General features: G+C 61.7%; 15 protein-coding genes. 7 read left to right on the top strand and 8 right to left on the bottom strand.

What is annotated here, in order from left to right; genetic code table 11:
- From AAC126_RS10065 to AAC126_RS10075, 3 genes are all read right to left on the bottom strand, one after another.
- On the bottom strand, positions 1–803 hold an 803-nt coding region (locus tag AAC126_RS10065; protein WP_339852871.1), incomplete at its 3' end, for a PLP-dependent aminotransferase family protein.
- A 27-nt stretch (positions 804–830) separates the two neighbouring features.
- Positions 831–2,222 (bottom strand): aminotransferase class III-fold pyridoxal phosphate-dependent enzyme, encoded by a 1,392-nt coding sequence (locus tag AAC126_RS10070; protein WP_339852873.1) that lies wholly within the window; start codon positions 2,220–2,222, stop codon positions 831–833.
- 214 nt (positions 2,223–2,436) lie between these two features.
- The gene (locus tag AAC126_RS10075) at positions 2,437–4,548 is read right to left on the bottom strand and encodes a TonB-dependent siderophore receptor (protein ID WP_339852875.1); all 2,112 of its coding nucleotides are present in this window, start codon (positions 4,546–4,548) and stop codon (positions 2,437–2,439) included.
- A 422-nt stretch (positions 4,549–4,970) separates the two neighbouring features.
- On the opposite strand from AAC126_RS10075, the gene AAC126_RS10080 reads away from it, so the two are divergent.
- The 5 genes from AAC126_RS10080 (at position 4,971) to AAC126_RS10100 (ending at position 9,857) form a co-directional block, all read left to right on the top strand.
- On the top strand, positions 4,971–5,816 hold the full coding sequence (locus AAC126_RS10080) for an ABC transporter ATP-binding protein (RefSeq protein ID WP_339852878.1): 846 nt from the start codon (positions 4,971–4,973) through the stop codon (positions 5,814–5,816).
- Positions 5,813–6,841, top strand: coding sequence for an iron ABC transporter permease (locus AAC126_RS10085; RefSeq protein WP_339852881.1), 1,029 nt, complete (start codon positions 5,813–5,815; stop codon positions 6,839–6,841). Before AAC126_RS10080 ends, AAC126_RS10085 begins: the two co-directional genes overlap by 4 nt.
- Positions 6,838–7,917, top strand: a complete 1,080-nt coding sequence (locus AAC126_RS10090; protein ID WP_339852884.1) for an iron ABC transporter permease — start codon at positions 6,838–6,840, stop codon at positions 7,915–7,917. Before AAC126_RS10085 ends, AAC126_RS10090 begins: the two co-directional genes overlap by 4 nt.
- 17 nt (positions 7,918–7,934) lie before the next feature.
- On the top strand, positions 7,935–8,888 hold the full coding sequence (locus AAC126_RS10095) for an ABC transporter substrate-binding protein (protein ID WP_339852887.1): 954 nt from the start codon (positions 7,935–7,937) through the stop codon (positions 8,886–8,888).
- 81 nt (positions 8,889–8,969) lie between these two features.
- The gene (locus AAC126_RS10100; RefSeq protein ID WP_339852890.1) at positions 8,970–9,857 is read left to right on the top strand and encodes a MurR/RpiR family transcriptional regulator; all 888 of its coding nucleotides are present in this window, start codon (positions 8,970–8,972) and stop codon (positions 9,855–9,857) included.
- A gap of 38 nt (positions 9,858–9,895) precedes the next feature.
- Here the strand turns inward: AAC126_RS10100 and AAC126_RS10105 are convergent, their stop codons facing one another.
- From AAC126_RS10105 to AAC126_RS10115, 3 genes are all read right to left on the bottom strand, one after another.
- Positions 9,896–11,134 carry a hypothetical protein gene (locus tag AAC126_RS10105; protein WP_339852893.1) on the bottom strand — a complete coding sequence of 413 codons (1,239 nt, stop codon included), beginning with the start codon at positions 11,132–11,134 and terminating at the stop codon, positions 9,896–9,898.
- 151 nt (positions 11,135–11,285) lie between these two features.
- Entirely contained in the window at positions 11,286–13,400 is a 2,115-nt protein-coding gene (locus AAC126_RS10110) for a DEAD/DEAH box helicase (protein ID WP_339852896.1), read from the bottom strand.
- A 219-nt stretch (positions 13,401–13,619) separates the two neighbouring features.
- Entirely contained in the window at positions 13,620–14,480 is an 861-nt protein-coding gene (locus AAC126_RS10115; protein WP_339852899.1) for a CoA ester lyase, read from the bottom strand.
- 155 nt (positions 14,481–14,635) lie between these two features.
- Here AAC126_RS10115 and AAC126_RS10120 point away from each other — a divergent pair, with 155 nt between their 5' ends.
- Both AAC126_RS10120 and AAC126_RS10125 read left to right on the top strand, forming a co-directional pair.
- Positions 14,636–15,250, top strand: coding sequence for a methyltransferase domain-containing protein (locus AAC126_RS10120; RefSeq protein WP_339852902.1), 615 nt, complete (start codon positions 14,636–14,638; stop codon positions 15,248–15,250).
- A 47-nt stretch (positions 15,251–15,297) separates the two neighbouring features.
- Positions 15,298–15,765: an NUDIX domain-containing protein gene (locus tag AAC126_RS10125; RefSeq protein WP_339852904.1), complete on the top strand. Its 468-nt coding sequence runs from the start codon at positions 15,298–15,300 to the stop codon at positions 15,763–15,765.
- On the opposite strand, the gene AAC126_RS10130 is transcribed toward AAC126_RS10125, so the two are convergent.
- Entirely contained in the window at positions 15,704–17,197 is a 1,494-nt protein-coding gene (locus AAC126_RS10130) for an inorganic phosphate transporter (protein ID WP_339852906.1), read from the bottom strand. The two genes, AAC126_RS10125 and AAC126_RS10130, sit on opposite strands and share 62 nt — an antisense overlap.
- A gap of 171 nt (positions 17,198–17,368) precedes the next feature.
- Positions 17,369–17,953 (bottom strand): hypothetical protein, encoded by a 585-nt coding sequence (locus AAC126_RS10135; RefSeq protein WP_339852907.1) that lies wholly within the window; start codon positions 17,951–17,953, stop codon positions 17,369–17,371.
- Between the last annotated feature and the right edge of the window lie 48 nt (positions 17,954–18,001).

Consider the following 18,001-nt stretch of genomic DNA (forward strand, 5'->3'; position numbering starts at 1 on the left):
TGGCTTGCCGTCGTGAAGACAACGCTGATCTGATCGGGCAGCCGTTCCGGCGGCAGTCCGTTCTCGTCGACATCGACCGGAACGGTCCGGCAGGAGCTGTGCTCCAGCACTTTCCTCAGCCCCGGATAGCATGGGTTCTCGATGACGGCCGTGCGGTCGCCTGTGAGCAAGAGCTGCGTGCAAATCCAGATGGCGTTCTGGGCGCCGAGCGTGAGCAGGACTTCCTCGGGCCGGGCCGAGATGCCCCGCCGCGGCAGCACGTTCCGCACGATATATTCGATCAGCTTCGGATCGTCCTGCTCGTACCTGTCCGCCGTGACCTCTTCGAAATCCTTGCGGCCATGCGCTTCCAGCGCGCACCGCCGCCAATTGTCATGATCGAACAGGCTTGGGTCCGGCTGACCGTAAATGAAGGGGAACTCGTAACCACGCCAGTCCGGCGGCCGAAGCAGGTTCGTCTGATCGGAATATCGGGCTCCAAGAGCCTGTTGCCAGTCGACTGTCTCGACCCGATCTCTATCGCCGAGCTTGTAATCGGGCGGACGCGGCGCATTCTCGGAAATGAAATGCCCCGACCGGCCACGGGATGTCAGATATTCGCTCGCCACCAGTTCGGCATAGGCCAGCGTCACCGTCACCCGGCTCACGCCGAGCTGCTGCGCCAGCATGCGGCTCGACGGCATTCTTTCTCCCGGAAGAAAACGGCCAGCCAGGATTCCCTGGCTGACCATCTGCTGGATCTGCTTCTGCAATGTTCCGCCGAACTGCGGATCAAGGTGAAACTGTGTCGCCTTGATACCCATTCGCGGAACACCGGCAGGCAAGAGCGCTTATTTTCCGGAACCGAACACGGCCGTCAGGGCATTGTCGATGGCGCCCGTGATCTGGTCGATATCCGACTTGCTGGCAATCAGCGCCGGGGACAGGCAGAGCGTGTTATTGAAGCCCGGCAGCGACCGGTTGGTAACGCCGATCAGCACGCCCTCGGCATTGCAGTGACCGACCACGGCCTGAGCCTTGATCTCGTCCACCGGCTGCTTGGTCTCCCGGTCGGCAACCAGCTCGGCGCCCCAGAAGAGCCCCTTGCCGCGCACGTCGCCGATCACCGGATGCTTGTCCATCAGCGCGAGAAGGTTCTGCTCCAGACGGGCGCCCATGGCGGTCGTGTTCTCGAGCAGCTTCTCGTCCTCGATGATGCGCATGTTCTCGAGCGCCGCCGCCGGGCCGGAGGTGCAGCCGCCGAAGGTCGAGATATCGCGGAAATAGCTCAGGGGATCGGACGCATCTGCCTTGAAGAGATCGAAGACCGCTTCGGTGGTCACGGTGCAGGAAATCGCCGCATAACCAGAGGCAACGCCCTTCGCCATGGTGACGATATCCGGCTTGATGCCGTAATGCTGGTAGCCGAACCATTCGCCGGTCCGGCCGACGCCGCAGACCACTTCGTCGAGGATCAGCAGGATGCCGTATTTGGTACAGATTTCCTGGACCCGCTCCCAATAACCTTCCGGCGGGGTGATGACGCCACCACCGGCGGTGATGGTCTCAAGGCAAAGGCCGCCAACCGTATCCGGACCTTCACGCAGGATAACTTCCTCAATCGCATCGGCGGCGCGCTCACCGTAATTTTCGACCGCGCCATACTGGTTACGGTATTCGAGGCAATGCGGCACCTCCACGAAGCCCGGCGTGAACGGGCCGTAATGGGCCTGACGCTCCGGCTGACCGGCGGCCGAGAGGGTGGTGATGGTGGTGCCGTGATAGTCCCGCTCCCGGTAAAGGATCTTGGACTTCTTGCCGCCATGGTGCAGCGCGGAGATCTGGCGCACCATCTTGAAGGCCTTCTCGTTCGCTTCCGAGCCGGAATTCGAATAATAGACCCGGGTCATGCCCGGCATCTTGGAGATCAGGCGCTCGGAGAAGCGGGCGGCCGGAACGGAGCCGAGAGCGCCGGCGAAATAGTTCATCTTCACGAGCTGATCGCGCACCGCATCGGCGATGCTTTCCCGGCCATAGCCGACATTCACCGTCCAGACACCGCCGGACACCGCGTCGAGATGCTCCTTGCCGGTGATATCCCAGACGCGCATCCCCTTGCCTTCGACGATGATCTTCGGATCATTCGTCTCGAACGCCTTGTGCTGCATCAGATGATGCCAGACATGCGCCTTGTCGGAGGCGACGACATCGGAAAGGTCGTTTTCGAATTTCATACTGCTCATGGCGCAAAGTCTCCCGGGTCCGGCCGCAGCGAAATGCCGGCCAAATGAAATCGTCAGCTCGCAGGATTACATAATCGTGGCGCGAACCATAAGTCCAGATCGCACCTGCGGATAAGACCAGAATATCCGGACCTGGCACGGAGCTAGAACAAAACAAGCGCCGGACATCCCGTCCGGCGCTTGCCTCATCTTGTCATACCCGCTGTTGGTGCGCTCAGAAGGCGACTTTCATCGTCAGCATCGCGTTCAGAGGCTCGCCGACCTGAACACCGCGATTGCTTCCGATCGTCGAGGTGTAATAGGTCTTATCCAGCGCGTTCTTCACGTTCAATTGCAGCGTCACGGGACGAACCGCATCCAGGCTATAGCTCGCAAAAAGATCCACCGCACCATAACCGGGCAGGAAGAAGCTGTTCGCGGCATCGCCAGCGCGCTTGCTTACCGCTCTTACGCCACCGCCGAACCTGACCTCGCGCGCAAAGGGCAGCACCGGACCCAGATTATAGGAGAGGAAGAGCGAACCGGTATGCCGGGCGACACTCACCGGCCGATTGCCCTTGTAGTCGGGATCGTCTTTCACCCGCGCGTCGGTCAGCCCGTAGCTGGCGATCACGTCCAGGTTTTCGGTCAGCGAGCCCGCAACATCGACTTCGAGACCGCGTGCCCGGACGAGACCGGCCGCCTTGGTCACGGTCTCGCCATCGACTTCCTCGCTATAGGTGACGTTCTTCTTGTCCGAGGTATAGACGGCAACATTCGCGGTCAGTCCGTCGAGCAGTTCCATCTTCACGCCAGCCTCATAGGAAATGCCCTCTTCCGGCTTCAGGTCGCCGATGAAGCTACCGATCGAGGATTGCGGCCGGAAGGTTTCCGCCACATTGCTATAGAGGGAGATGGAGGGCGTGACCTTGTAAACGACCCCCGCGCTCGACACCACGGCATGGCCTTGGCTGTCCGTGTTCGTGTTGAAGGGGCGTCCCTTACCAGCGATGATGTCGTAATATTGGTAGCGCAAGCCTCCGATGAGAATCCATTGCTCGTCCAGATACAGTGAGTCCTGAGCATAGAGGGAATAGGTCTCCAGCTGCTCTGTCTGATCGCTGTCTTTCGCGGAGACATTCGTGCAGGTGTCCAGGTTCCCGTAGCTCGGACTGTAGATATTGAAGTCCTGAACATTGGAGCAGCGGATCATGTCCGTCCGCAGGATGTCGCTATAATCGTAACCGGCACCGAACACCACATCATTGCGCTTTCCTGCCAGCTCGACGTCCCCCATCACGTCCGCGCGCAGGGCGTGCTTGTACATCGTGGAGCCCTGGGTGGCGTCCGCCCGGCGCGTCAAGTCTCCAGTATCGGGATCGTAGCCCTGAACGCGGGCCTGATTGTCCGTATAGGCGTTGCGGCTGAAACTGTAATCGACGCCGACATTCCAATGGCTGTTGATCTCCTGGTCCAGTTCGAGCTGGACCAGATCGGTTTCGCCATCGCTGATGTTATAGGCTTCGTCGAAGCGCACATCGGCTCCGACGGGAACCGCTTTGCCGGTGTTCGGATCAAAGATCGTGCCGCGATCGAATGGGATTTCGTATTCCTCATGCAGATAGGTAGCGGTGAATTTCGTCTTCTCGCCCGTCCAGCTCACCGACGGGGCGATCTGAGTCCGCTTTGTTTCACCGAAACTGCGCCAGTAATCGATGTTCTGATACTCGCCGCTCAGACGCGCGGTGAGATTGGTGCCCTCGATCGGGCCCGTTACATCGAATCCGGTCTTGCCACCGCCAAAGCTCGACAGGCTGCCATAAACCTCGCCCTGAAACGTGTCCTTCGGCTTTTTGGTGACGACATTGATCAATCCGCCCGGATCGAGAATGCCGTAGAGCGTCGAGGCCGGGCCTTTAAGAACCTCGACCCGTTCGGTCAAGACAGAGAAGCTGCGCGGCTGCGCCGTCTTCATGCCGTTGGTGGTGATGGAATCGTCCCGATTGTAGCCGAAGCCTCGGCGGATGATTGCGTCCTGAGTCCCGCCGAGGGTGTTAATCTGCGAGATGCCGCTGACATTCTGCAGCGCCTCGTCCATGGAACTGGAGGCCTGGTCCTCGAGTACCTGCTCGCTGACCACATTGACCGATTGCGGAACGTCGAGCAGCGACATGTTGCGGCGCGTTACCGAACTGGTGGAAAGCGGCTGATAGCCGTCGGTCTGCACGGCCTCGACATCCCCGACGCCACCGGACGTGACCGTGATCGGCGCAAGTTCGACGGAGCTGCCGCTTTCGGTTGCCTCCGTACTGCTCGCCGTGCCGCTCGCGGAACTGTCTTGCGCCATCACGGGCATCGCAATACAGGTCGATGCAAGCAACGTGGCCAGAATTGCCCCAACTCCGGCTCTGTTGCTGCAGCCAATCCTTTGGCTTCGGCTATTTCCGCCGCTTCGGAAAATGTTGATCATGACCCCCAGGTCCACTTCAAGAGATGCATTGATTTGATATAATAATGCGTATCAGTCGCAAAATTGTAGTAGTCAAACCCAGCCAGGGCCGCACCAGCCCATTACGGCACCACACACGGTGAAAAACCGCCTGAGAACGGAGTTTTCGAGGGGATCGAACGCCTCTAGCAGGACCAAAAGCTCATCTGGATCAAAAAAATTAGCTCCCATTACTTGACTACTACAAGTGAGAATGCCTCTCGTTTTCAACATTTTACAGGCCAACCAAAATCCAACCAGAACGAAACCCCGGCGAAGAGATGACGCAAGAACCCGATCCCGGCCAGTTCCCTCTGGAAGCAAAGCGGATCGTCGCCGGTTATGGCGGCCAGTCCGTGCTCCGCGATGTCTTCCTGAGCGTACCCGCGAAGAGCCTGACCGTGCTCGTCGGCCCGAACGGATCCGGAAAATCGACCCTGTTGGCCCTACTCTCCCGCTTGCTGAAGCCATCCGACGGATCTGTGCTGCTCGATGGCCGCGCGCTTTCCGCGCTTCCGACCCGCGAGATCGCCCGCAAACTCGGGATACTCCCGCAAAGCCCGCTCGTGCCGGAGGGAATCACCGTCTACGATCTGGTCTCTCGCGGGCGATATCCCCATCAGGGCTTTCTCAAACAATGGACGGAGACGGACGAGGCTGCGGTCGAGAGTGCGCTTGCCGTCACCGACACGCAGGATTTCGCCGACCGGCCGGTAGACAGCCTGTCGGGCGGCCAACGACAACGCTGCTTCATCGCCCTGACGCTCGCGCAGGAAACCGGCATCATCCTTTTCGACGAACCGACGAGCTATCTCGATCTCCGCTATCAGGTGGAGGTGATGGAACTGATTGCCCGGCTGCCGAAAGAGCATGGCCGCACCGTGGTCACGGTCCTGCACGATCTGAACTTCGCGATGCAATATGCCGACCGCCTCGTCTTCCTCAAGTCCGGCGCCATCCATCGGCTGGTGGAAGACCCCGAAGAGTGCTCGGCGGAACTGGTGCGCGAGGTCTTCGAGACCCCCGTCATCCGCCTGCACCATCCGGAAACCGGCAAACCCATCTTCCTGCCCGCGCAAGCCGCCGCATGCCCCGCCCCAACGCCATTGGCGGAGCCTGCTTCGTGAGCCTCACCATGCTACGCGCGGGCGTGCGGTATCGCCCGTCTGCCCTGCTCGTTCTTCCGGGGCTGGCGCTGCTCGTCGGCTTGCTCGCGCTCTTGGACGGGCTCTACGGCGCGCGCACCATTTCTCCCGTCGCGCTCTGGGGCGCGCTCACCTCTTTCGATCCGGCGAATTTCGATCATCAGATCCTGGTCCGCATCCGATTGCCAAGGGTCGCCGCGGCACTGCTGGTCGGCGCCGGACTGGGAATGTCGGGTCTGATCTTGCAATCTTTGCTCCGCAACCCCTTGGGCGAGCCGCAGATTCTCGGCCTCAATGCGGGCGCCAGCCTCGCCGTGGTACTCACGACGGCCCTACCGCTCGGCGCCACTTTCGCGGGGCCTTTGCGTCCGCTTGTGGCGGCGGGTGGCGGCGGGCTGCTTTTCCTTCTGGTGATCGCTATGGCGTCGGCCGGACGCACCGGCATGACCGCGACCAAGGCGGCCTTCTGCGGCATCGCCCTCTCCGCTCTCGCCTCGACCCTGACCTCAGGCATCCTGCTGCTGGACGAGGAAACCCTGAATACGATTCGAGTCTGGCTGGTGGGGGATCTCAGCGTCGCCGCTCTTTCGGACATCCAGGCCGCACTACCCGTCTTCCTGCTCGCGCTGCTCGCCATCGTGCCCATTACCCAGCGGCTTAATATCCTCGCGCTCGGCGATGCCGCCGCGACCGGGCTGGGTGTCCCAGTCGCCCGCACACGGCTGCTCGGCCTCACCGCTGCCGCCCTCCTCTGCGGCGCGGCGGTTTCCGTCGCCGGGCCGATCGGTTTCGTCGGTCTCGTTGTGCCTGCACTGTCACACCGGCTCACAGGTGGGGACCATCGCCTTTCCATGCCCACGGCCGCCCTGCTCGGCACGGCCCTGCTGCTGCTCGCCGATTTTGCCGGCAGGGCCGCCTTCCAGCCGAACGAGCTGGCCACCGGCCTGATGACAGCTTTCGTCGGCGCACCGGTCTTCATCTCGGTGGTCCTCAGGAGGATCAAATGAGCGATCTCGCTGAAGCCAGGAATGCGGGCCTGAGTGCGCCCCGGCATGGCTACAGAACGCTTCGCCTTGGCCCGTTCTCGCGCCGCCTGCATCTGCGGCGCGGGCTCCTGCTGCTTCTGCTTGTGATAGCGACCTTCGCGCTGGCACTTTATGCCCTGGGGGCCGGGAGCCAGGACGTGCGACTCGGCCAGGCGCTGGCCGCACTCACCAACCCGGAGGCGAATGTGCCCGCGCTCCACCGGATCGTCTCCGACCTGCGGTTGCCGCGCATCCTGCTGGCGCTCGCCTGCGGGGCAATGCTTGGCCTCTCCGGCGCCTCGCTTCAATCTCTGACCCGTAACGGCCTCGCCGATCCCGGCTTGCTCGGGGTCCGGGAGGGCGCCAGCCTCGCGATCCTGCTGCTGCTCTATAACCTGCCGGGCCTGCCGCTCTTCGCGCGCCCCGTTGCCGGGATCGCCGGAGGCGTTGCCGCCGCCGCCGTGACCATCGTGCTCTGCGGGAGCGTCTCGCGCCTGCGCTTCATCCTGACGGGGATCGGCGTTTCCTGGTTTCTCTCTGCGATTGTCGCCATGGTCCTGCTCGCCGCGGACGCGGACAAGATGCAGACGGCCATGGTCTGGCTGGCGGGCAATCTCGCGGCAAGCTCCTGGGATATTGTCGCGCTTGCCTGCGCATTCCTCGTCGCCGGCGCCATTCTGCTCTTCCTCAGCGCAGCGGCAGGGGATGCGGCCCAGCTTGGCGACGGCCTCGCTTCGGGGCTCGGCGTCAATCTGAAGATCCTGGCCGGTATCCGGCTCCTCGCCCCGATCCTGCTGACCGCCGCATGCGTTTCGGTGGCGGGATCGCTTGGCTTTGTCGGGCTGATCGCGCCGCACCTGGCCCGGCTTTCCATCGGCGGGGGTCAGATTCCCCTGCTCGCCGCGAGCGGGCTTTGGGGCGCGATACTGGTTCTTGCTGCCGACACACTCGGCCGTACTCTCTTCGCGCCGCTCCAGCTTCCGGCCGGGATCGTGCTCGCCGCCATCGGCGTCCCGGCGCTCCTCCTCCTGCTCTGGCGCCGCCGGCACCAGCTCTGAAACGGAACCCGCAAGACATGCAAAGATCCGCCGCACTCATCCTGACCCTCCTCATCGCCTGCAGCGCGACGTTCGCACCGGCCGCCGCCCGGGAGATCACCGATGACACCGGCCGCTCGGTCGAGATCCCCGACCGGCCCGCGCGCATTGTCGCGCTGCATGATATCGACCTGACCATTCCGCTGATCGAGCTTGGCGTCTTTCCGGTGGGCAGTCATGGCCGCATGGGGCTCGACGGCCATCCATATATCCGCTCTGGCGCCTTGTTGACCGGCGTCGATTTCGACAATTCGGACATCGCCTATGTCGGCTCGGTGGATATCGACATGGAAGCAGTCGCCGCCGCCCGTCCGGACCTGATCGTGACCACGGTCACCCGCTCTGCCCCGGTCGAGACCCTGCAATCGATCGCGCCGACCCTTGTGTTCGATCCGGCGCAGTTCGGCGCACCGCACGTTTACAGGCAGCTCGCAGCGATCACCGACAGCGAGACGCGTCTCGCCTATCTCGAAAACCGCTATGCAAGCGCGATCGAGCAACTGAAGAAGATGACACATCCAGAGACGATCACGGTCACCGTGATGCAGCCGAACCGGGGGAAAATCGACCTCTATCATACCTACAGGGCGCTTGGTCAGGTGCTGCGGGACGCGGGCTTCCGCTTTCCCCCGATCATCGAAGCAATCGAGGATGGCGGCCGCATCCAGGTGGGCATCGAGTACCTGCCCGACCTCGATGCGGATTATATCTTCAACCCGTTCCGCTCAGACCAGGGCGAAGGCGCGGAGGCGGATGTTGCCGCCATGGAAGCGATCATGCCGAATTTTTGCAGCTTCCTGAGCGCCTGCCGGGAAGGGCGTTACATCATGGTTGCGCGCGAGGAAGCGATCTCGAATTCCTACGCCGCCCTCACCCTGATGATCAGCATGATCCAGTCGCATGTCGTGAAAGGACCGCAGCCGCATGACTGACGGGATGGAAGTCTTTGCAAATCGGCCATGCCGGTACATTCTGTCGCGGCTTCGCATTCGCAACTGCGGAATTTCGCTGACGTGACAACCAATCCCGCCCTGCCCTCCACACGAACGGCCGACCGTTTCAGCGAACGGCTGGCCACGCGGCGGGAGAGTCTGTCTCCCAGCCTTCTCAAGGTCGCCGATTACCTGAACGATAACCGGCACCGGGTGCTGACGGAGTCCGCACTGGACATCGCCCTGAAAACGGGCACCTCCGACGCCACGGTTATCCGCGCAGTACAGGCTCTCGGCTTCGGAGGGCTGCTCGACCTGAAGGAAGCCTTCCGCGATTATTTGCTGATTACCGCCTCACCGTCGCAAAAAATGGCGGCCACGGTCGGCGGGTTCGCCGACGGTGTCGATTCCGCGATCGATTTCATGCTGGCCGATCTTGAAAGTACGAAAACCGCCCTCGGCAGCCCTGAGAACCGGCACGGAATGGCGGAAATTTCGCGCTTGCTCGCATCCGCCAACCGGATTGGCGTGTTCGGCATCGGTGCGTCCGGCATTATCGCCGAATACGCGGCACGCCTCTTCACCCGGTGCGGTTATCCTGCTTTCTCGCTGAACCGGACAGGCATCGGCCTGGCGGAACAGCTTATCCAGCTCGCTTCCGGCGATGTCGTACTGATGATGGCGCATGGCCGGGCCCATCGGGAAGCCCAGGCTCTCATCGCCGAAACCGGCCGGCTTGAAATTCCGATCGCGATGATCCTGACGAGCTCTGAATCCGTCCTGCTCAAGCATGCCGCCGCATCGATGATCCTGCCGCGCAGGAAAAGTCAGCATGTCGCCATGCATGCACCGATGCTCTATGGCATCGAAACCATCATGCTTGGTCTTGCCAGCACGAACCCCGACAGGGCGGTCGAAACCCTGGACCGGCTGATCGAGATCAGAGACATCATCCGCCCCGCACGGTAAGTAAGCCTCAATCGTGTGCTTGGCGGAAAGCAGCAGATTTATTGCGTTCTGGCGCCACCGTTAACCCGCACCCGTCCGATCCGGTTGCTGGCTGTCTGGTGGATCAGCAGGGACTGCCCGTCCCGGCTGACGCGCATGTGCCGCAGGATCCCGGCATACAGATCGCCGGAGGAAATCGGCCAGCTCTGGAAGCTTTCGCTTGCAGGATCGAACCGCACCAGCATGTCCGGACGGACACCGGACTCGTTATACCAGACCGCACCATCGAACCAGGCAATCGCATAGGGATGGGAAGCGGGGCCGCTCGGCGATGGCCATTCGCGGATTTCCGCCGTCTCCGGATCATAGACACCAAGCCGCCCGAGACCGGAATTCACCCACCAGATCCGTCCGTCCGGCGCGATATCGAGCCGCCGCACAGTCGTGCCCTGTTCCGGCAATTTGATTTCGGCGACCTCCATCGTCACCGGGTCCAGCTTCAGCAGACAGTTGGAGCCGTTACAGGCAACCCAGACATCGCCGTTGGCCGCGATCTTCACACCATAGGGTTTGGAGCCGGGTGACGGTGCCGCCACCAGCTTTGTCTCTCCGGTTTGCGGATCGAGACGGCCGATCATGTTGCTCTGCTGCAGGCTGAACCAGAGCATGCCATTGGCGTCGAACACATGCGTGTGGGGATCTCGCGCCGCCGGGTCCGGCATGCTGAATTCGGTGACAGTGCCGGAGACCGGATCGAGACGGCCCATCGTGGCGTTCTTGTTGCCGGTATACCAGACTGATCCGTCCGGCCCGACATCGACTGAATGGGGTTTGGCGCCAGCCGGCAGATCGTATTCGGTCATCGTGCCGGTGGCAGGATCAATCCGGCCCAGAATGTCCGCCCATTGGCCGGCCCACCAGATCGCACCATCGGGTCCCTCGACCGGATCCCGCGCCCGCTGGCCCAATGTCGGCACCAGCCATTCCTCGAAGGACAGCGTGAGATTGCCGGGGACTGGCGTCGCCCGTCTGTTGTCGCTGGGTGGATAGGCGGCAGCGAGATAATCGAGGATAGCCGCATGCGTCTCCGGATCTCCCGAGAGATCTATCATCGCCGCGGTAAGGAGGTTCCAGTGCGCCCGTGTATAGCCACTGCTGCGCTGGATTTCCCGCACATTGTGGCATCCCGTACAAACCGCCTCGACCAGATCGCGGCCATTTCCTTCCGCGAGGGTTTGGGCTCCGGCCCGGCTTTGCAGCCCGAACAGGGAAACAACACCGCAAACAAAAGCAAACATGAACCTGCGCATCGGAACACCCCCACCGTCATTGCCGGATTGGCCGGCAATTCTACGATAGGACGAAGGGCTCAACAATCAGCTGTCGATAGCCCCCGATGCACGATTGCGTGCGCAGGTTCAGGCAGGGTTCAGACGCTTTCGCGGCGCGTTAGTCGACCCACGGAGCCTTCGGCTTGGTCACGCCCTTGCGGTGCGGTTTCTTGGTGCCGGCGCTGGCCTTGGATTTACCGGGTCTGGCAGGTTTGCCAGGCTTGCCGTCGGCCGTTCTGGGTTTGCCGGGCCTGCTGTCCGCGGATGCGGATTTCGGCTTATCGAATTTGGGTTTGCCGACTTTGGGCTTGCTGAATTTCGCCCCTGCCTTGGCAACGCCCTCTTTCGGCTTTCGCGGCTTCTTCGGCTTGCGGTCAGGGGCCGTGTCCGCGTCCGGCTTGCGCTCATAAGCTGGCGCCGGGCTTTCTGGTGTGGAATCCACGCTGTGCGTGACAACGTCCCGTTCCGCTTCAATTCTGGCGGAACGCGGCGCACGCGCGGGGCGGGTTTCCGCATCGGCTCTGGGCTTGCGGGGCGCACGCGGGGCACGCGGCTCCGGGGCCGATGACGTCTCGGAGGGAGCATTGGCCATCCGGTCGACCGTGATGCTCTTCTCGACCTTGCGGCTCGGACCGACCGCCGCCAGGAACTTGTCGACGGCCTTCGGATGCAGCTCGACGTGGGTCTCCGTCTCCTGGATCTTGATTGCGCCCACATCGGACTTGGTGATGTCACCGGTGCGGCACAGCATTGGCAACAACCAGCGCGCTTCGGCTTTATGGTTCCGGCCGACCGAAAGGCGGATCCAGACACCGTCCTCGAAATCCTGCCGGCGCTTGCGGGGCTCGCCGCGATCGCCACGGTCCCCCCTGTCGCCGCGGTCTCCCCGGTCACCGCGCTCGTAGCGCTCACCGCCCGAGGGATCGTTCATCAGCTCTTCCGGCGCCGCCAGCCCGGCCATGCGCTTGCGCAGGAAGGCGATAGCGACGGCCTCGGCGTCATGGCGGGACAGAAGCTCCGCCGCGAAGGCGCGTTCTTCCTCTGTCGTCTCGCCGCTCAAATCCGCATCTTCGAGAATGCGCTTGCGGTCCAGCGCCAGGATCTCTTCGGCCGAAGGCGGCTTGCCCCAGGTCGCTTTGATATTCGCGTTTGCCAGCATCCGCTCGGTCTGGCGCCGCCGCGAATAAGGCACGATCAGGGTGGAGACACCCTTGCGCCCTGCCCGGCCGGTTCGCCCGCTCCGATGCAGCAGGGATTCCTGATTTTTCGGCAAGTCCGCGTGGATCACCAGTTCCAGGTTCGGCAAATCGATCCCGCGAGCGGCAACGTCGGTCGCAACACAAACCTGCGCGCGGCCGTCCCGCAGAGCCTGCAAGGCCTGGGTCCGCGCGCTCTGGCTGAGTTCACCCGACAGGGCGACCACGGAAATTCCCCGGTTGTTAAACCGGTTGGTCAGATGGTTCACCGTTGCGCGGGTGCTGCAAAAGACGATGGTCGTGACCGCATCCGAATGCCGCAGCACGTTGATGATGGCGTTTTCCCGGTCGTTCGGCGCACAGGCCAGAGCCCGGTATTCGATATCGACATGCTGGTTCTTTTCCCCGGCTGTCGAAATGCGAACCGCATCTTTCTGGTAACGCTTGGCAAGCGCCGCGATGGTCCGGGGCACGGTGGCCGAGAACATCAGGGTGCGGCGGGTTTCCGGAGCGGCCTTCAGGATGAATTCCAGATCTTCCCGGAAGCCGAGATCGAGCATCTCGTCCGCCTCGTCCAGCACGATGACCTTCATGTCCGACATGTCGAGCGACCGGCGCTCGACATGGTCCCGCAGACGTCCCGGCGTGCCGACGACAATATGCGCGCCACGCTGCAGCGCCATGCGTTCGGTCCGCATGTCCATACCGCCGACGCAGGAGACCACAGAGGCACCGGTGAATTCATAGAGCCATTCCAGCTCCCGCTTCACCTGCAAGGCGAGCTCGCGGGTCGGGGCCACGGCGAGGGCAATCGGCCGGGACACACGCTCGAAATGATCCGCGCCGTCCAGCAGGGTCGGCGCCATGGACAGCCCGAAAGCCACCGTCTTTCCCGACCCGGTCTGAGCCGAGACCAGACCGTCCGCGTCACGCATCTCGGTCGCAATGACCGCTTGCTGGACCGGGGTCAGCGTTTCATATCCGCGCTTTGCCAATGCCTTACCGAGCGCGGGGACAACGCCTTCAAATTCAGTCATGTCATATCTTTCGGAATGTCTGCGATCGACCGTTCGGGAACCATGTTTCCCCCGGTGGGATCAGCAGTGCGGCGCCTTGCGCGCGTGATCGATTAAAGTGGCGCGGAACATAGGCGTGAAAGCGTCAAATGTACAGCACTCCGGTGCGCATACCTGCCACCAGTTCTGGTATTCTTGCACTTGGGCAGGCTGCTCTTTGTTATCCCTGAATGCGCCCGGTTATCCCCGAATGCGCTCCGCGATGGCGAGAATGCGGTGCATGTCCCGCAGGACGGGTTTCTCGATCAGCTTGCCGTCGATCACGACCAGGCCGGTATCCGCTTCCTCGAAGGTCCGCACGACGCGCCGTGCGTGCGCGATGGTCTCCGCGCTTGGCGTGAACACCTCATTCAGGGCCGGGATCTGCTTCGGATGGATCGAGCCCTTGCCACTGAAGCCGAGATCGCGGGCGAGTTCGGCTTCGCGGCGCATACCGTCCGGGTCCTGCAGATCCAGATACGGCACGTCGATCACATCGAGCCCGGCGCTGGCCGCTGCATGCACAACGCGCGAGCGAGCATAAAGCAGTGGCTCCCACGCATTCCTGCAGCGCAGTTCCGCCGCCATGTCGACACCGCCGAAAAACAGGGCATCGATCCGCGGGCTTGACCGGGCGATGTCGTGCACCGCTTCAAGTCCGGCGTTGGTTTCGATGATGATATGCAGGCGGGTGTCGTGCCCGCGTTCGGTCAGGAGATTGTCGAGCCAGACCACTTCATCCGGTGTGCGCACCTTCGGCAGCATCAGCGCCGGTGGCGGTGTATCGGTCGCCAGCACCGCCTGCACATCCGCCAGGCCGAATGCCTCACGCAGGCAATTGATCCGGACAATCCGTTCAACCCCGTCATCGGCCTGTGGCTGGGCAAACAGTCCCATCGCGTTGCGGCGCGCCTCATCCTTGTCTTTCGGCGCGATACCATCTTCCAGCTCGACGCAGACGATATCGGTTCCGCAGGCAAGGGCCTTCGGGAACATGTCCGGCTTCAGGCCCGGCGAGAAAATAAAGCTGCGGCGCGGGCGGAGGATGCGTTCGGTCGTCATGGAGCGGGCTCGACTTCTTCCTGATGGCAAGACTGGTGCGGCACAGGACGGCCACATCCGGATAGGCACGGGTTCCTGCATAGCATTTCCCCTTATCCATTGTACGGATCATCCTCTGCGGGCACACTGAAACCTGATTCGAGAAGGTGAAAAACGTGGTTTCAGAAGAAAATTCACAGCCCGAAAGCGCGACCGGCGGACTCAAGCTCAATCTTGGATGCGGCAAGGTGATCCGGGACGGCTGGGTCAACCACGACATCATGCCGGGACCGGGCGTCGATGTGATTTACGATCTCGAGACATGCGGGCTGGAGCCGTTTCCGCTGCCGGACGATTCGGTCGACGAGATCCATGCCGCACATCTGATCGAGCATATCGACCGCGTCCTGCCCTTCATGCAGGAAATGTGGCGGATCGCGAAAAACGGCTGCCGGTTCGAGTTAAAGCTGCCCTTCGGCGCGACCGACATGGCCTGGGCCGACCCGACCCACAAACGGCCCTTCTTCATCCGCAGCTTCGATTATTTTCAGCAGCCGTTCTACAATTTCGCCGATTACGGCTATCGCGGCGACTGGGGCACTGACGAAGTCACCTTCCTCATCCCGAAAAGCGTTGCCGGTTCGAACACCGCCGAAGAGCTGATGCACCGTATCAATACCGAGCGCAATCTGGTCGCGGAGATGCAGGTGAACCTGCTTGCGTTCAAGCCGATGCGGCCGAACGACCGGGCGCAGATGACCATTCCCAAGGTCAATTTGAACATCGTTTGAGCACCGAGACGCGGACCTAAAGAGACGCGGAAACAAGGATTAAGCAGATGCATCGCGTTGGAATCATCCCGTTCGACTTCAGAGACGATCTGGTCGCCATTCTCTTCGTTACCTCCCAGACACGCGGCAGATGGATTCTGCCGAAAGGAAAGCGGAAGAAGGGCGAGAAGCACGCGGATGCATGTTTGCGGGAAGGTTTCGAGGAAGCCGGTATTCGCGGTGTCGTTCTGGAAGATTTTCCGATGACCCATGTTGTGACCAAGCTGACCAGCGCGGGCACGCTACAGATTCCGGTCACCTATTTTCCGTTTCTGGTTACGGAACAGACCGATGACTGGCCGGAAAAAGAGTCCCGCCAACGGCACTGGGCTCTGTTAGAGGATGCGCCGCGTGTTGCCTATCGGGAAGATTTTCATCCCGTCCTCGAGCAGTTCGAGGCGCTTGGCCGCTGGATCAAAGAAGCTGCAAGAGAGCATAAACCGCTGCCGCAACCAGAGCTGATGCCGGCACAGTAACGATCCAGGCCGCCGCGATCGACAGCACAAAGCGGCGGCGAACCAGCCGCCTCACCGATTTGTAATCCCGGCTGTTGAAGGCATCCTCGGCGGTTGCGTTCAACTTGTGACCGGGGCGGACCCGGCGCTTGTTCGGGTTTTCCAGAAACTCGCGCAGAAAGCCCACGCCAAACACCGCACCGACCGCGATATGGGTCGAGCTGACCGGCAGCCCCAGCGTGGTCGCGATCAGCACTGTGACGGCGGCAGACAGTGCCACGCAATAAGACCTTGGCGAATTCAGCCTTGTGATCTTCTCGCCCACGACGGCAATCAGCTTGGGGCCGAACAGGCCAAGCCCCAACGCAATGCCAAAGGCTCCGATCGCCATCACCCAGACCGGGATCGTCACCTTGCTTGCAATCCCGCTGCCCTCGCCCACCGTGGAAACGATGGCCGCGAGAGGGCCGACGGCATTGGCGACATCATTCGCGCCATGCGCAAAGGACAGCAGCGCCGCACCGGCGATCAGCGGCAGGTCGAACAGCGAGTTCACGTCCTTGCGGGTATTCTCGAGAGAGGCAACGCGGCGGCGGATATAAGGCCGGGAGAGCAGATAGGACGCGACGAACGCCAGCACGGAATAGACAAAGATCTCGATAACGGACGGATGCCAGATCTTTTTCAGGCCCTTCATCGCCATGTAGGCGGCGAATGCCGCCGCCATCAGACCGATCAGGACCGGAACCCATACTTTCGCCGCCGCCAGACGATCTTCGACAGTGAGGATCTTTTTCTTGATCACAAACAGCATCGCGGCGGCGAAAAGCGCCCCGAACACGGGCGAAATCACCCAGCTCGCGGCAATCGCCGCCATGGTCGGCCAGTTCACCAGACCGAACCCTGCCGCCGCGATACCGGCGCCGAGCACACCGCCGACGATTGAATGCGTGGTCGATACCGGCGCGTTCAGGATGGTCGCGAAATTGATCCAGAGGGCGGCGGCAAACAATGCGCTCAGCATGAGATTGCGGAATTCGGCGACCCCGACATCTCCGCCGGGCGAAATGATCCCCTTGGAGACGGTCTTCACCACATCTCCACCGGCAAGCAACGCGCCTGCGCTCTCGCAGACGGCGGCGATCAGGACTGCGCTGAAAACAGTCAGCACCCTGCCGCCGACAGCCGGCCCCATATTGTTCGCGACATCGTTGGCGCCGATATTGAGCGCCATGTAGCCCCCGACAATCGCGGCGATCACAACGATCAGCCAGTCTTCGCCAAGGGCGTTCTGGGTGCTCGCCACGTACAGACCTACCAGGGCCAGGAAGACGACGGACAATCCCAGAGGAACGGTTACGCCCTTGAGATCGAAAAACTGGGACTGGAAAAAGCTGAACCGGCGAAGGTCATTAACGTAGCGGTTTTCGATTTTTTTGGGATTCGAAGACACTAAAATGACTGCCTATACGTCTGTCTAAGCGCGATTGTGAATCTTCATAACAGCCTGTTCCGGCCGGCTCGCGGGAGGCCTAACAGAGTTCACCGCGCTTCACCATCAAATTGGCTTTCGAATGGTGAATTTTTGACGGCCTGAAATTTCAATCGAACGCTCAAATCGTGTTCATACAGCCCTCACCGGCACGCGCCACGGGGGGCCGCAGCGCACTTTTATGGCGTTATCAAATTCGAAATCTTTTTCAGCGACAGTGCCCTCTCTGACGAATAACACGCCACTCACGCCGTTCCAGGCATCAAGTTGATCATGACAAACAGCATGGTAAATGAAGCCCTTTCTTATTGGGGCCGCCTTGGCGGCGACACGCGCACGCCAAGGCGCGAGGCATTCGACCCCTGTCATATTCCGAAACTCCTGCCTCATGTGATTTTCATGGATGTCATTGACGGAGGTCAGGATTTCCGTTTCAGGGTCATTGGCGACGTTGTCCGGTCGTTCTTCTTCGAGAACTACACGGGCCGCCGGATGCGGGAACTCCCCCATATAGAGCCGGACGGTCCACTGATCAGAAACTTCCGCGAAGCCGTCCAGTCCGGACGGCCCGTGCGCCGTCCTGTGGAATATGTCGGCCCGCAGACCCAATTCCGAAAATTCGATGAAGTCATTCTGCCCTTTTCCGGCCCGGACAACTCCGTCACGCATGTTCTTACTGTTGTCGAGCTGGCCGGCATCAAAGACATTTGACGGCACACAGAATAGACCCGCGCACAGAATGGTCCGTGCGATTGCGTTGTATCA

The organism is uncultured Nisaea sp. (genome assembly GCF_963974195.1).
In the GTDB taxonomy this organism is placed as follows: domain Bacteria; phylum Pseudomonadota; class Alphaproteobacteria; order Thalassobaculales; family Thalassobaculaceae; genus Nisaea.